Source organism: Fulvimonas sp. R45 (genome assembly GCF_030504985.1).
Taxonomy (GTDB): domain Bacteria; phylum Pseudomonadota; class Gammaproteobacteria; order Xanthomonadales; family Rhodanobacteraceae; genus Rhodanobacter_A.
In genome coordinates this window covers 76,954-89,618 of the sequence record NZ_JASERU010000010.1, presented here as the reverse complement: position 1 = coordinate 89,618, position 12,665 = coordinate 76,954, and the positions used below count along the sequence as shown (strand labels likewise).

Sequence of the window (12,665 nt, the reverse complement as noted above, 5' to 3'; positions counted from 1 at the left end):
GGCCAAGCGCCCGCCTAGCCGTCGCGGCGCCGGCCGCCGATGCGTACCCAGCCGTCGCGGATGTCGGTGCGCAGGTCGTCGAACCAGGTCGCGTAGCGCTGCAGCAGGTCGTCCTGCTGGCCATCGAGGATGCCGGAGATCGCGAACGGCGCACCGGGCCGCGCGGCGGCGGCGAAGGTGGGCGCCAGTTCGCCCAGCGGCCCGGCCAGGATGTTGGCGACGAACACCTCGGCCGGCTCCACCACGTGGTCCTCGGGCAGGTACAGCGCCAGCCGCCCGGCCACGCCGTTGCGTTCGGCGTTGTCGCGCGAGGCGAGCAGCGCTTGCGGGTCGTTGTCCACGCCCACCGCGCGCGCGGCGCCGAGCTTCAGCGCGGCGATGGCGAGGATGCCGGAGCCGCAACCGTAGTCGGTCACCGACTTGCCGGCGAGGTCGAGGCCGTCCAGCCATTCCAGGCACAGCGCGGTGGTGGGGTGCGTGCCGCTGCCGAAGGCGAGGCCGGGGTCGAGGCGCACCACCACGACGTCGTCGTCCGCCGGCGGCTCGATGTTCCACGGGTAGATCCACAGCCGGCGGCCGAAGGCCATCGGCCGGTACTGGTCCATCCAGGCACGCTCCCAGTCCTCGTCGGCCACTTCATGGAAGCCGAGCTGGTCCGGTTCCAGCCACGGCAGCAGCTCGCCCAGCGCGCCGAGCAGGCCGCGGCGGTCCACGCCGGCGTCGAACAGCGCGCTCAGCGTGATCGTGGGCCACAGCGGCAGCTCGCCCACGCCGGGCTCGAAGATCGCCTGCTCGTCGGGCGTCTCGGCGTCGGCGTCGCGCAGCGTGATCGACAGCGCGCCGAGGTCGTCCAGCGCTTCCTCGGTGCGCGGCTGCTGCTCGGCGCGGACGGTGAGGGTGAGTTCGAGGAAGGGCATGGAGGCTGCTCTGCCCCCTCTCCCCGTCGGGGAGAGGGCTGGGTGAGGGGTCACTCTTGCGGTGAAGCGTGTACGGGCGAGCTTTGGTCGAGGCTGTCGCGAGCACCCGCCCCTCACCTCGATCCCCGTCGACTGGCTCAGGGGGCGCTCTCCTGCAGGGAGAGAAGGCAAACGCGGGAAGCGCTTTATCCGATCAATGCGCGGGATGTTCCTTCTGCTCCGCCATCCGCTTCTCGAGGTAGTGGATGTTCTGCCCGCCCTGCTGGAAACCGACGTCGGCCATGATGCGCTGCTGCAGCGGGATGTTGCACTTCACGCCTTCGATCACCGTCTCGGCCAGCGCCAGGCGCATGCGTGCGATGGCGGTGGCGCGGTCGGGGCCGTAGACGATCAGCTTGCCGATCATCGAGTCGTAGTTCGGCGGGATGCGGTAGCCGTCGTACAGGTGGGTGTCCACGCGCACGCCGGGGCCACCGGGCGCCTCGAAGCGCTTCACCGTGCCGGGGCAGGGCAGGAAGGTGTCCGGGTCCTCGGCGTTGATGCGGCACTCGATCGCATGGCCGGCGATCTTGATGTCCTCCTGCCGGATCGACAGCTTCTCGCCGCCGGCGATCAGCAACTGCTCGCGCACCAGGTCCACGCCGGTGATGAACTCGGTCACCGGGTGCTCGACCTGGATGCGCGTGTTCATCTCGATGAAGTAGAAACGGCCGTTCTCGAACAGGAACTCGAAGGTGCCGGCGCCGCGGTAGCCGATGCGGATGCAGGCGTCCACGCAGACCTTGCCGATCTCCGCGCGCAGTTCCGGCGTGATGCCGGGCGCGGGCGCTTCCTCCACCACCTTCTGGTGGCGGCGCTGCATCGAGCAGTCGCGCTCGCCGAGGTGGATGGCGTTGCCCTGGCCGTCGGCGAGCACCTGGATCTCCACGTGGCGCGGGTTCTCCAGGAACTTCTCCATGTACACCTGGTCGTTGCCGAAGGCCGCCTTGGCCTCCTGCTTGGTCATGGTGATGGCGTTGCCAAGGTGGGCTTCGGTGCGCACCACGCGCATGCCGCGGCCGCCGCCGCCGCCGGCGGCCTTGATGATGACGGGGTAGCCGATCTCGCGCGCGATCTTGACGTTGGCCTCGATGTCGTCCCCCAGCGGGCCGCCGGAGCCGGGCACGCAGGGCACGCCCGCGGCCTTCATCGCGCGGATCGCCTCCACCTTGTCGCCCATCAGGCGGATCACGTCCGCGGTGGGGCCGATGAAGACGAAGCCCGACTGCTCCACCTGCTCGGCGAAGTCGGCGCGCTCGGAGAGGAAGCCGTAGCCCGGGTGGATCGCGGCGGCGTCGGTGATCTCCGCCGCGGCGATGATGCGCGGGATGTTGAGGTAGCTGTCGGCGGACGGGCCCGGGCCGATGCAGATCGACTCGTCGGCCAGGCCCACGTGCTTGAGGTTGCGGTCCGCGGTGGAGTGCACCGCCACGGTCTTGATGCCGAGGCTGTGGCAGGCGCGCAGCACGCGCAGGGCGATTTCGCCGCGGTTGGCGATGAGGACTTTCTCGAGCTTGGGCATGGTCAGGCGATCACGAACATGGGTTCGTCGAACTCGACCGGCTGGCCGTTCTCGACCAGGATGGCCTGCACGGTGCCGGAGACGTCGGCTTCGATCTGGTTGAACATCTTCATCGCCTCGATGATGCCCAGCGTCTCGCCGGCCTTCACCTGCTGGCCGACCTTGACGAAGGCCGGTGCGCCCGGTGTGGCCGAGGCGTAGAAGGTGCCGACCATCGGTGCCTTCACCACGTGGCCGGCGGGCAGGGCGTCGGCGGCGGCCGGGGCCTCCGCCGCGGCCGGCGCGGCCACGGGCGCGGGGGCCGCGGCCACCGGGGCGGGCGCGGCGACCGCGACCGGCGCGGCCACCGCCACGCCACCCTTGGGCACGCGCGACAGGCGTACCACTTCCTCGCCTTCCTTGATCTCCAGCTCGGCGAGGTTGGATTCCTCGAGCAGGTCGATCAGCTTCTTGATCTTGCGCAGGTCCATCGGTTTGGCCTTCTTCTTGTCTGGTCGTGGGTGGCCGCACGGGCGGCCGCAAAGGGTCGGGAAACGGTCAGGCTGCCGCCAGCCGGCGCAGCGCGGCGTCCAGCGCCAGCAGGTAGCTGTCGCCGCCGAAGCCGCAGACCACGCCGACGGCGAGGTCGGACAGGTAGGAGTGGTGCCGGAACGGCTCGCGGGCGAACACGTTGGACAGGTGCACCTCGACGAACGGGATCGCCACCCCCGCCAGCGCGTCGCGCAGCGCGATGCTGGTGTGGGTGAAGGCGCCGGCATTGCACAGGATCAGCGCCACCTGCTCGTCGCGGGCCTGGTGCACGCGGCCCACCAGCTCGTGCTCGGCGTTGGACTGGAACCAGAGAAGCTCGTGGCCGGCAGCCTGCGCGCGCTCGGCCAGCCGCGCGTTGAGGTCGGCCAGCGTCTCGCGGCCGTAGATGCCCGGCTCGCGCACGCCCAGCAGGTTGAGGTTGGGTCCGTGCAGGACCAGGATCTTGGCCACACCATGACCTCATCGGCAAAAACGCGCGCAGTGTGCGCGCGCCGGGCGATATTGTCCAGTTCGATGCAGTTCGGCGATGTTTGAAGGAGAAATGGGTGCTGGAACGTGCGCTGACGTATGTCGCGCGGGTCGCGTCAGCGCGTGGCCTGCGCGGGCGTCAGCCAGGCCTGCAGCAGCGTGCGGTCCAGCGGGCCGCGATGGGTCGCCCGCACGCGGCCGTCGGCGTCCAGCAGCACGCTGTAGGGCAGCACTTCCGCCCGGTCGCCGAAGCGCAGCGAGGTGCTGGGCGGGTCGAGCCGGCCGAGCAGGATCGGGTAGCCCGCCGGATGCGCGGCAAGGAAGGCGCGCACCCGCGCCGGGTCGTCCATGGCGATGCCGATGATGCGCGCGCCACCGGGGCCTGCCGCCGCCTGGGCCTGCGCCAGCGCCGGCATCTCGTCCAGGCAGGGGCCGCACCAGGTGGCCCAGAAGTTCAGCAGCACGCGCCGGCCGCGGTAGTCGGACAGGCGATGCTCACGCCCGGCGGGATCGGGCAGGACGAGATCCGGCGCGGGATCGCCGACGCCCGCCACGTGGACCCCCGGTGGCACGTGCGCCAGCCGGCTGCGGTGCTGCAGCCAGCCACCCAGCACGGCGGCCAGCAGCGCCAGCGCGAGGATCAGCAGGGTGGGGCGGCTCAGCATGGGACCCCGCCGCACATACCCCTCCCCCTGCGCGCAGGGGGAGGTTGGGAGGGGGTAGGCGGGCTGGCCGCGAGGTTGGGTGACCCCTCCCCGGCCCTCCCCTGCAGGCAGGGGAGGGAGTCATCAAGCAGGGCGGGCGGCACGGCGCACGCCTGGCTCCCCCCCCTGCGCGCAGGGGGAGGCTGGGAGGGGGTAGGTGGGCTGGCTGCGAGGTTGGGCGACCCCTCCCCGGCCCTCCCCTGCAAGCCGGGGAGGGGGTCGGTGGGCAGGGCGTTCACGGCGTTTCGCCCAGGGCCCGCTCCAGCAGCCCCGAGGTCAGCACGGTCGGCAATGGCCGTCCTTCGCCGCCGCCCTTGGGGAACACCACGTACAGCGGTACGCCGGGCGAGTGGTAGCGCTGCAGGAAGGCGGTGATGGCCGGGTCCTCGTTGGTCCAGTCGCCTTTCATGTAGACCGTGCCGGTGCGCCGCAGCAGGTCGCGGAATGCGGCGGTATCCAGCACCGCGTGTTCGTTGGCCTTGCAGGTGATGCACCAGTCGGCGGTCATGTCCACGAACACCGGCGTGCCGGCCGCGCGCAGCTCGGCCAGCTTCCGCGCGCTGTAGGGCACCACGCCGGCCTCGGCCTGCACGCCCATCGCCGGCGGCGCCAGGCGGGACACGCCGTACAGCGACAGCAGCACCAGCAGGGCCGGCAGCAGCGCCAGCGCGCGGACCGCGCCGCGCCCGCGGCTGCGCTCGGACCACCACAGCGCCAGCGCCAGCAGCACCATCGCCACCAGCAGCAGGCCCACCGCGTCGGCGCCGCGCTGGTTCGCCAGCACCCAGGCCAACCATGCCGCGGTGAGGTACATCGGGAACGCCAGCACCTGCTTCAGCGTCTCCATCCAGCGCCCGGGCTTCGGCAGCCGGCGCGCCAGCGCGGGCACGAAGCCGACCAGCAGGAACGGCAACGCCAGCCCCGCGCCCAGCGCCAGGAACACCAGCAGGGCGTGCAGCGGCGGCGCGGCGAAGGCGTAGGCCAGCGCGCCGCCCATGAACGGCGCGGTGCACGGGCTGGCCACCACCACCGCCAGCACGCCGGTGAAGAAGTCGCCGGCCATGCCGGCGCGGCTCGCCAGCGTGCCGCCGACGTTGCCCAGCGCGGCGCCGAACTGCGTCACGCCGGACATCGACAGCCCCAGCGCGAAGATCACGCAGGCCAGCGCGCCGACCAGCAGCGGCTGCTGCAGTTGCGCGCCCCAGCCCAGCGCGTGGCCTCCCGTGCGCAATGCCACGATGGCCAGGCCGACCGCGGCGAACGTGCACAGCACGCCGGCGGTGTAGGCCAGCGCATGGCGGCGCCGGCGCGCCGGGTCCTCGCCGCTTTCCAGCAGGCTCACCGCCTTGATCGACAGCACCGGCAGCACGCACGGCATCAGGTTCAGCACCAGGCCGCCGGCCAGCGCCAGCAGCAGCGCGGCGAGCAGGCTGGTGCGCAGCGGGGCCGGCGTTTCCGTTTCCGCCGCGGCGGCCGATGCCGCGGCGTGGGCGGAAGGCGCGGCCACGCCGCGGGCGAGGGCGCCGCCGGCGAGGTCGACCGTGACGTCGCGGGTCATCAGCGGATAGCACACGCCGCCGTCCTGGCAGCCGAGGAAGCTGGCTTCCAGGGTGAGCTGGCGGCGACCGCCGAGGTCGCCCTCCACCGGCACCGGCAGTTCCAGCTGGCCGAAATACACGGTGACGTCGCCGTACTCGGCGTCCTTGTGCACCACGCCGCCGGCCGGCCAGGCCGGCTCGCCCAGGCGCAGGCCGTTGGCGTCCTTCAGCCGCAGCGCGATGTGGTCGCGGTAGACGTAGTAGTCCTTCGGCATCGTCCACTGCAACAGCAGGTGGTGCGGGTCCTGCGCCAGCGCGGCGAAGCGGAAGGCCTGTCCGGGCGGCAGCGCGCGACCCTCGATCGCGCCGGCGGGCGCGTTGCCCAGCTTGCCCAGCGCGGCGCCGAGCGGGTTGTCGCCGGCGGGCGACGTGGGCGTCGTGTCGGTCGGCGGCGTGCTGACGGCTGCGGCCGGCAGCGGCAGGTCCAGGTGCTCGGTATGCGGCGGGTAGCAGATCTTCGGCTCCACCTCGTGGCAGCCCTGGTACTGCACGTCCACGCGCAGGCGCGTGGTGCCGGGCGCCACGGTGTATGGGATCGCCGCATCGACCGCGTGGTGGTAGGTCTCCACCGGGCCCAGGTAGGGATCGACGTGCTTTTCGCCCGGCGGCAGTCGCGCCTCGCCCAGCGTCACGCCGGGGCCGGCGGTGAACTTCATGCGGCCGCGGTAGAGGTAGTAGTCCGGCGCGATGGTCCAGTGCAGCTTCAGCGTGCCCGGCGCGCCGGCGTCGGCGCGGAGCTGGTAGGCCTCGGTGACCGGCAGGATGCCGCCGTCCTGGGCGAGCGCCGCGGGCACGGCCGGCAACAGGGCGGACAGGACCAGCAGGCAGGCGGCCAGGTGGCGGGGCAGGGGGAAACGCATGGCGGCTCCAGCATCGGTCGGGTCGCGCGCGGGCGACGGAGGCATTATGGCCCAGCTTCCACGGATGGCCCGGGGCTGCGGCAGCATGCCGGGGCGATGGCGGCGGGTCCGGCATGCCTCCGTTTGCCGGCGGGAGGGGCGGTGCGGGGGTATTCGCCGTACCCGGCCGTCTCGTTACATCCGTTCCGGAGACCGCTTCAGCCCCCGGATTGGCCGCGCACCCAGTCCAGATAGCCCGCATGGCCGCGTTCCACCGGCACCGCGACCAGTTCGGGCAGCGCGTAGGGGTGCAGTTCCAGCAGGCGGGCCTTCAGGGCCTCGAAACGGGTCGCAGTGGTCTTGACCAGCAGCAGTTCCTCGTGGTCCGTGGTCACCTCGCCCCGCCAGCGGTAGGTGGACGCCACGCCCGGCAGCCGGTTGACGCAGGCCGCGAGCCGCTCGCCGACCAGGGCCGTGGCGATGGCCTGCGCGCTGGCCGCGTCGGGGCAGGTGCAGTAGCAGAGCAGGACGACGTCGTCGGGCATGGGCGGCAGGGCGCGGATCGGGTCGCCGAGGTTAGCGCGGCGGCCCTTGAAATGCTCCACGGGCGCTCCATGTCGGCCTCACGCCACGGATCGCGCGCCCCCTCTTGCAGGGGCTTCCTGCGTCATTACAATTGGCACTCACCCATGGGGAGTGCTAACAGCACGATCCGGGCCCACCTTTTCCTCAACCCAACTCATAGCTGGAGTCGTCATGAGCAAACTGCGTCCGCTGCACGATCGCGTCATCGTCAAGCGCCTGGAAGAGGAGCGCGTCTCCGCCGGCGGCATCGTCATCCCCGACAGCGCCACCGAGAAGCCGACCCGCGGCAAGGTCATCGCCGCCGGCACCGGCCGCATCCTGGAGGACGGCAACGTCCGCCCGATGAGCCTGAAGGAAGGCGACGTGGTGCTGTTCGGCAAGTACGCCGGCCAGGAAATCAAGATCGACGGCGAAGAGCTGGTCTTCCTGAAGGAAGACGACATCGTGGCGGTGATCGAGGGCTGATCTGCCTGGGGAGCAGGTGGCCTGATCGCGTTGAAGAGCGCGCGTCGGTCGCCCTTGGCTCCCTCTGGCGAAGCTTTCGGAATGTTCCCCTTTACCTAATTTCAAAATTTTTCAAGGAAAAATTTTATGGCAGCCAAAGAAGTCCGCTTCGGCGAAGACGCCCGCTCGCGCATCCTCAAGGGCGTGAACACCCTGGCCAACGCGGTCAAGGTCACGCTGGGCCCGAAGGGCCGCAACGTCGTGCTCGAGAAGAGCTTCGGCGCCCCCACGGTCACCAAGGACGGCGTGTCCGTCGCCAAGGAGATCGAGCTGGCCGACAAGTACGAGAACATGGGCGCGCAGATCGTCAAGGAAGCCGCCTCCAAGACCTCCGACAACGCCGGTGACGGCACCACCACCGCCACCGTGCTGGCGCAGGCGTTCATCCGCGAGGGCATGAAGGCCGTCGCCGCGGGCATCAACCCGATGGACCTGAAGCGCGGCATCGACAAGGCCGTGGCCGCCGCCGTGGGCGAGCTTAAGAACCTCAGCAAGCCCACCGCCGACGACAAGGCGATCGCCCAGGTCGGCACCATCTCCGCGAACAGCGACGCCGCCATCGGCGACATCATCGCCACCGCGATGAAGAAGGTCGGCAAGGAAGGCGTGATCACCGTCGAGGAAGGCTCGGGCCTGGAGAACGAGCTGGACGTGGTCGAGGGCATGCAGTTCGACCGCGGCTACCTGTCGCCGTACTTCATCAACAACCAGCAGAGCCAGCAGGTCGAGCTGGAAGACCCGTTCATCCTGCTGCACGACAAGAAGGTCTCCAACGTCCGCGAGCTGCTGCCGATCCTCGAGGGCGTGGCCAAGGCCGGCAAGCCGCTGCTGATCGTCGCCGAGGAAGTGGAAGGCGAGGCGCTGGCCACCCTGGTGGTCAACACCATCCGCGGCATCGTCAAGGTCGCCGCCGTGAAGGCGCCGGGCTTCGGCGACCGCCGCAAGGCGATGCTGGAAGACATGGCCATCCTGACCAACGGCCAGGTGATCTCCGAGGAAGTGGGCCTGCAGCTGGAGAAGGCCACCATCCAGGACCTGGGCCGCGCCAAGAAGGTCGTGGTCACCAAGGAGAACACCACCATCATCGACGGCGCCGGCGAGGCCGAGAAGATCCAGTCGCGCATCAGCCAGATCAAGGCGCAGATCGAGGAGACCTCCTCCGACTACGACCGCGAGAAGCTGCAGGAGCGCGTGGCCAAGCTGGCCGGCGGCGTGGCCGTCATCAAGGTCGGTGCCGCCACCGAGGTCGAGATGAAGGAGAAGAAGGCCCGCGTCGAAGACGCCCTGCACGCCACCCGTGCGGCGGTCGAGGAAGGCGTGGTGCCGGGCGGCGGCGTCGCCCTGATCCGTTCGCTGAAGGCCATCGAGAGCCTGAAGGGCGACAACGAGGACCAGAACCTCGGCATCGCCATCACCCGCCGCGCGCTGGAAGCGCCGCTGCGCGAGATCGTGAACAACGCCGGCGGCGAGGCCTCGGTGATCGTCAACCAGGTCAAGGAAGGCAAGGGCAACTACGGCTACAACGCCGCCACCGGCGAGTTCGGCGACATGATCGAGTTCGGCATCCTGGACCCGACCAAGGTCACCCGCTCGGCGCTGCAGTACGCCTCCTCGGTCGCCGGCCTGGCGATCACCACCGAGGCGATGGTGGCCGAGCTGCCGAAGAAGGAAGAGCACAACCACGGCGGCGCCCCCGGTGGCATGGGCGGCATGGGCGGCATGGACTTCTGATGCCCCCATCCGTGCCATCGTCCCCGATGGCGTGAATCAAGAAGCAGCCATCCATGGCTGCACTGCTTGCCAAGAGCAGCGCAACACGGGAAACCCCGCTTCGGCGGGGTTTTTCCTTTGTGGGCGTCGCAAAAAAGCGAACCCCCGGGAATGGCTTCCCGGGGGTTCGGACGGTGCCTGCGGCGGGCTCAGTGGCCGTGGGTTTCCGCGCCGGCCCGGCCACCGGCGCTGGCGGAACCGCTGGCGTTGATGCCCTTCACCGCGTCGCCGACCGCGCCGGCGGTGTGCCCGCCGGATTGCAGTACGTCGTGGGTGGTGTCGCGTACTTCGCCGCCCACGCCGCGGCCGGCTTCGCCGGCCTTGCCGGCGGCGGCGGAGGTGTCGAGGCCGGTGTTCGCATGGGCGTCGACGCTGGCGCCGCCGTTCATGCCGCCGGCGCCGGCGTGGGTCGAGGCGCCGAGGTCGGCACCGGACTGGGCGTGGCCGTTCGATTGCACGGCGCCCTTGGCCTTGTGCGCGGCGTGACGCGCATGGCGGGCGGTGTGGCGCAGCGTCCGGTCCGCCTGCATGCCGGCATGGTCGGCGGCCTGCACGGCGCCGTGGGTCAGGCCGCCGGCCTGCACGCCGGCGCCGATCCGACCGGCGCCGCCCACGGCGACCTGGGCGAAGGCGGGGATGGACAGCGCGCAGGTGGCGGCAAGGATGGTGGCAATCAGGGTCTTGCGCATGGGAGTGGCCTCCTCGGTGTCGGGCCGCAGGCGGATGTGCCGCGGTTGCCACCACGCTAGGCACGCGGTTCTGGCCGGCGCCTGAACCTGCCGACGCGGCGTTCGGCCGGCGGACAGCTCGCTGAATGGCAGCTGCCGCGGCGAACGCTCGGAGCCTGTTCAAAATCTCCCCGTGGCTCGCGTTGCCTTGCCCTGGCCGCCAGGTGGGAGTGCGTGGCGCAGCGCCTGCCTGGCTGGCAGAGCCTGCCCCTGCGAAGGCAGGGGGCAAGCCGCGCGCTGCCGCCTGGCGGCCAGGGCAAGGCAACCCTTCGGGCCGGGTCTGTTTGCCCGCATCCCTGCGTCATCGCTCAGTCGTGGACGGACGTCCACTCCTTCGCTCTTCCTTGGTCTGCGCGCAAACAGCTCCCGGCGCGGGCCACGGGGAGATTTTGAACAGGCTCTCAGTGCGTGGCCCCCGTGGCGGCGGCCGGCGCCGCGGCGGGCTGGCCGGCGTAGCGCGAGGTGTCGGCCGGTGCGGCGACGGGCAGCAGCCTGGCCAGCTTGCCCTTCATGCGCAGCAGGGCGACGCTGGCCATGTCGGTGTCGAGCCGCTGCAGCTCCGGCGTCTCGTCGGGCTGCGGCGCGCCGGGCGCGCGGGTGAGCGCGGCCAGTTGCGGCGCCAGCAGCTGGGTCAGCGCGAAGTAGGCGTCGTCGTGGATGCCGGCGGCGTCGAGCAGGCGGCCGGGCAGCATCCACGAGGCGATGTCCTCGTGGACGGCGGCGCCGGGATGGGCGGGATCGACCAGCAGCCAGGTGCCCGGTTCGGCCAGCATGTCGCCGCCGTCGACGAAGCCCAGCGTGCGGTAGACGTCGGTGAGCGCGGGCAGGTGGTCGCCGTAGAACAGCAGCAGGGTGGGGCGCTGGCGCCTGGCGAGCAGGGCGGCCAGGCGGCCCAGTTCCTGGTCGGCGTGCTGCATGTGGTACAGGTAGTTCTGCAGCTCCAGCTTGTCCTTGCCCTCGATGCCGGCCGGCACCGGGATGGCGTCGCGCGCGGCGGTGTCCTTCGGCTCGACGTCGTAGGGGCCGTGCGCCTCGATGCTGATCGCGAACACGAACTGCGGCGGGCCGCTGTCCTTGAGCTGGCGCATGATCTCGTCGGTCATCGCGCTGTCGGCCATGTACTTGCCGTCGTTGGGCGCGTCCGGCGGGAAGCCGGCGCGCGACACGAAGCGGTCGAAGCCCAGTGCCTTGAACGCGGTGGTGCGGTTCCAGAACGCCGGGTCGTTGCCGTGCACCGCCACCGTGGTGTAGCCGTGCGCGTGCAGGGTGCGCACCAGGCCGGGCACGGTCTTGCGGTTGAGCTGCAGGTAGGGGAACTGCATGTCCTCGAAGTAGCGCAGCGACAGCCCGGTGAGCACCTCGAACTCGGTGCGGATGGTGCCGCCGCCGAAGGTGGGCACGTGCAGCGCGCCGGCGACGCCGTGCCGCGCCAGCCGGTCCAGGTTGGGCGTGAGGTCGCAGTGCTCGTAGCCGTGCATGATCGACGGGTCGAAGAAGGACTCGCTCTGCACCACCACGATGTCGGGCAGTGCGCCGGTTCCCGGCTGGCGCATGCGCTGGCGCAGCGCCGGCCCGGTCCGGTCCAGCAACTGGCCCACCGCGGCGGGGTCCGCCTTGCGCTTGGCGTGGCCGTACTGGATGTGGAACATCAGCAGCGAACTGACCAGCCCCGAATGGGTGGTGGTGGCGCTGGCCGACCACGGCTCCAGCCACAGCTGGCGGCCGTTGTAGAGCCCCGCCCAGGCCTGGCTGCCGGCAAGCAGGGTGCCCAGCGCCACCGCCAGTACCACTCCGCCGGCCAGCCGCCGCGCGCGCGGGCGGCGCTCGAACAGCGGCCGCTCGAAGCGCCACAGCGCGATGATCGCCGCCGCCCCCGCCAGCAGCGCCAGGTACGGCCACGGGCTGTGCGGCAGGTAGCCGGCCAGCAGGTGCGCGCCGCCCTTGCGCAGCTGGCCGACCATGCGGAAGTCGGCCGGCATCAGCGGCGTGCCGAGGTTGGCCACCTTCAGCATGTTGACGCCGTACAGCACCGCCTGCAGCAGGTAGGCCAGGCCGAACGACCACAGCAGCCGCCGGCTCAGCAGCAGCAGCAGGCCGCCGAACAGCAGGCCGGGCAGCGCGTTGGCCAGCGGGAACTTCGGCTGCAGCAGCAGGCGCAGCGGCGCCACGCCGGGATTGCCGTCGAGCAGCCCGGTCAGCAGCACGTAGACGAGCACCGCGGCCAGCAGCAGGGCCAGGCGCATGGGGAGGGATCGGGGGATGGCGGGGCGGGGCGTCATGTCGGTCCGTAAGCCGGTGCGGCCGGGCGGAGGACTGTAACGCGGAGGACATGAACCGGTTGTCAGGCGACCGGCGCGCGTTGTTCGGGGTTCAGACCATCGTCGCGCCGGCCGCGCGTGACGGCCAAAAAAGACGGGCCGGCGTGATCGCCGGCCCGAAGCGCCCGTCGCCGGGTGCCGC

11 protein-coding genes are annotated in these 12,665 nt (G+C 71.2%); 2 read left to right on the top strand and 9 right to left on the bottom strand.

Going from position 1 to position 12,665, the window contains the following annotated elements:
• Positions 1–14: 14 nt before the first annotated feature.
• From prmA to cutA, 7 genes are all read right to left on the bottom strand, one after another.
• A complete protein-coding gene (prmA, locus tag QMK61_RS10915) occupies positions 15–917 on the bottom strand; it encodes a 50S ribosomal protein L11 methyltransferase (RefSeq protein WP_302072231.1) in 903 nt (300 codons plus the stop codon).
• Between the two features lie 193 nt (positions 918–1,110).
• On the bottom strand, positions 1,111–2,478 hold the full coding sequence (gene accC, locus QMK61_RS10910; RefSeq protein WP_302072230.1) for an acetyl-CoA carboxylase biotin carboxylase subunit: 1,368 nt from the start codon (positions 2,476–2,478) through the stop codon (positions 1,111–1,113).
• Between the two features lie 2 nt (positions 2,479–2,480).
• Complete coding sequence (gene accB, locus QMK61_RS10905) at positions 2,481–2,948, bottom strand: acetyl-CoA carboxylase biotin carboxyl carrier protein (protein ID WP_302072229.1); 468 nt, start codon at positions 2,946–2,948, stop codon at positions 2,481–2,483.
• Between the two features lie 67 nt (positions 2,949–3,015).
• Positions 3,016–3,459 carry a type II 3-dehydroquinate dehydratase gene (gene aroQ, locus QMK61_RS10900; protein ID WP_302072228.1) on the bottom strand — a complete coding sequence of 148 codons (444 nt, stop codon included), beginning with the start codon at positions 3,457–3,459 and terminating at the stop codon, positions 3,016–3,018.
• 134 nt (positions 3,460–3,593) lie between these two features.
• Entirely contained in the window at positions 3,594–4,142 is a 549-nt protein-coding gene (locus QMK61_RS10895) for a TlpA disulfide reductase family protein (RefSeq protein ID WP_302072227.1), read from the bottom strand.
• Positions 4,143–4,416: 274 nt separating this feature from the next.
• Positions 4,417–6,639, bottom strand: coding sequence for a protein-disulfide reductase DsbD (locus QMK61_RS10890; protein ID WP_302072226.1), 2,223 nt, complete (start codon positions 6,637–6,639; stop codon positions 4,417–4,419).
• Positions 6,640–6,836: 197 nt separating this feature from the next.
• Positions 6,837–7,163 (bottom strand): divalent-cation tolerance protein CutA, encoded by a 327-nt coding sequence (cutA, locus tag QMK61_RS10885; protein WP_302072272.1) that lies wholly within the window; start codon positions 7,161–7,163, stop codon positions 6,837–6,839.
• Between the two features lie 211 nt (positions 7,164–7,374).
• Here cutA and groES point away from each other — a divergent pair, with 211 nt between their 5' ends.
• Positions 7,375–7,668, top strand: coding sequence for a co-chaperone GroES (groES, locus tag QMK61_RS10880; RefSeq protein WP_049623107.1), 294 nt, complete (start codon positions 7,375–7,377; stop codon positions 7,666–7,668).
• Positions 7,669–7,794: 126 nt separating this feature from the next.
• Complete coding sequence (groL, locus tag QMK61_RS10875) at positions 7,795–9,438, top strand: chaperonin GroEL (protein ID WP_302072225.1); 1,644 nt, start codon at positions 7,795–7,797, stop codon at positions 9,436–9,438.
• Positions 9,439–9,626: 188 nt separating this feature from the next.
• On the opposite strand, the gene QMK61_RS10870 is transcribed toward groL, so the two are convergent.
• A complete protein-coding gene (locus tag QMK61_RS10870; RefSeq protein WP_302072224.1) occupies positions 9,627–10,166 on the bottom strand; it encodes a hypothetical protein in 540 nt (179 codons plus the stop codon).
• A gap of 440 nt (positions 10,167–10,606) precedes the next feature.
• Positions 10,607–12,448: an LTA synthase family protein gene (locus tag QMK61_RS10865; RefSeq protein ID WP_302072223.1), complete on the bottom strand. Its 1,842-nt coding sequence runs from the start codon at positions 12,446–12,448 to the stop codon at positions 10,607–10,609.
• Positions 12,449–12,665 lie beyond the last annotated feature (217 nt).

Excerpts from the sequence above, each read along its gene's own strand:
- prmA (WP_302072231.1), bottom strand. The coding sequence starts at position 917 with ATGCCCTTCCTCGAACTCACCCTCACCGTCCGCGCCGAGCAGCAGCCG.
- accC (WP_302072230.1), bottom strand. The coding sequence starts at position 2,478 with ATGCCCAAGCTCGAGAAAGTCCTCATCGCCAACCGCGGCGAAATCGCC.
- accB (WP_302072229.1), bottom strand. The coding sequence starts at position 2,948 with ATGGACCTGCGCAAGATCAAGAAGCTGATCGACCTGCTCGAGGAATCC.
- QMK61_RS10895 (WP_302072227.1), bottom strand. The coding sequence starts at position 4,142 with ATGCTGAGCCGCCCCACCCTGCTGATCCTCGCGCTGGCGCTGCTGGCC.
- QMK61_RS10890 (WP_302072226.1), bottom strand. The coding sequence starts at position 6,639 with ATGCGTTTCCCCCTGCCCCGCCACCTGGCCGCCTGCCTGCTGGTCCTG.
- cutA (WP_302072272.1), bottom strand. The coding sequence starts at position 7,163 with ATGCCCGACGACGTCGTCCTGCTCTGCTACTGCACCTGCCCCGACGCG.
- groES (WP_049623107.1), top strand. The coding sequence starts at position 7,375 with ATGAGCAAACTGCGTCCGCTGCACGATCGCGTCATCGTCAAGCGCCTG.
- groL (WP_302072225.1), top strand. The coding sequence starts at position 7,795 with ATGGCAGCCAAAGAAGTCCGCTTCGGCGAAGACGCCCGCTCGCGCATC.
- QMK61_RS10870 (WP_302072224.1), bottom strand. The coding sequence starts at position 10,166 with ATGCGCAAGACCCTGATTGCCACCATCCTTGCCGCCACCTGCGCGCTG.
- QMK61_RS10865 (WP_302072223.1), bottom strand. The coding sequence starts at position 12,448 with ATGCGCCTGGCCCTGCTGCTGGCCGCGGTGCTCGTCTACGTGCTGCTG.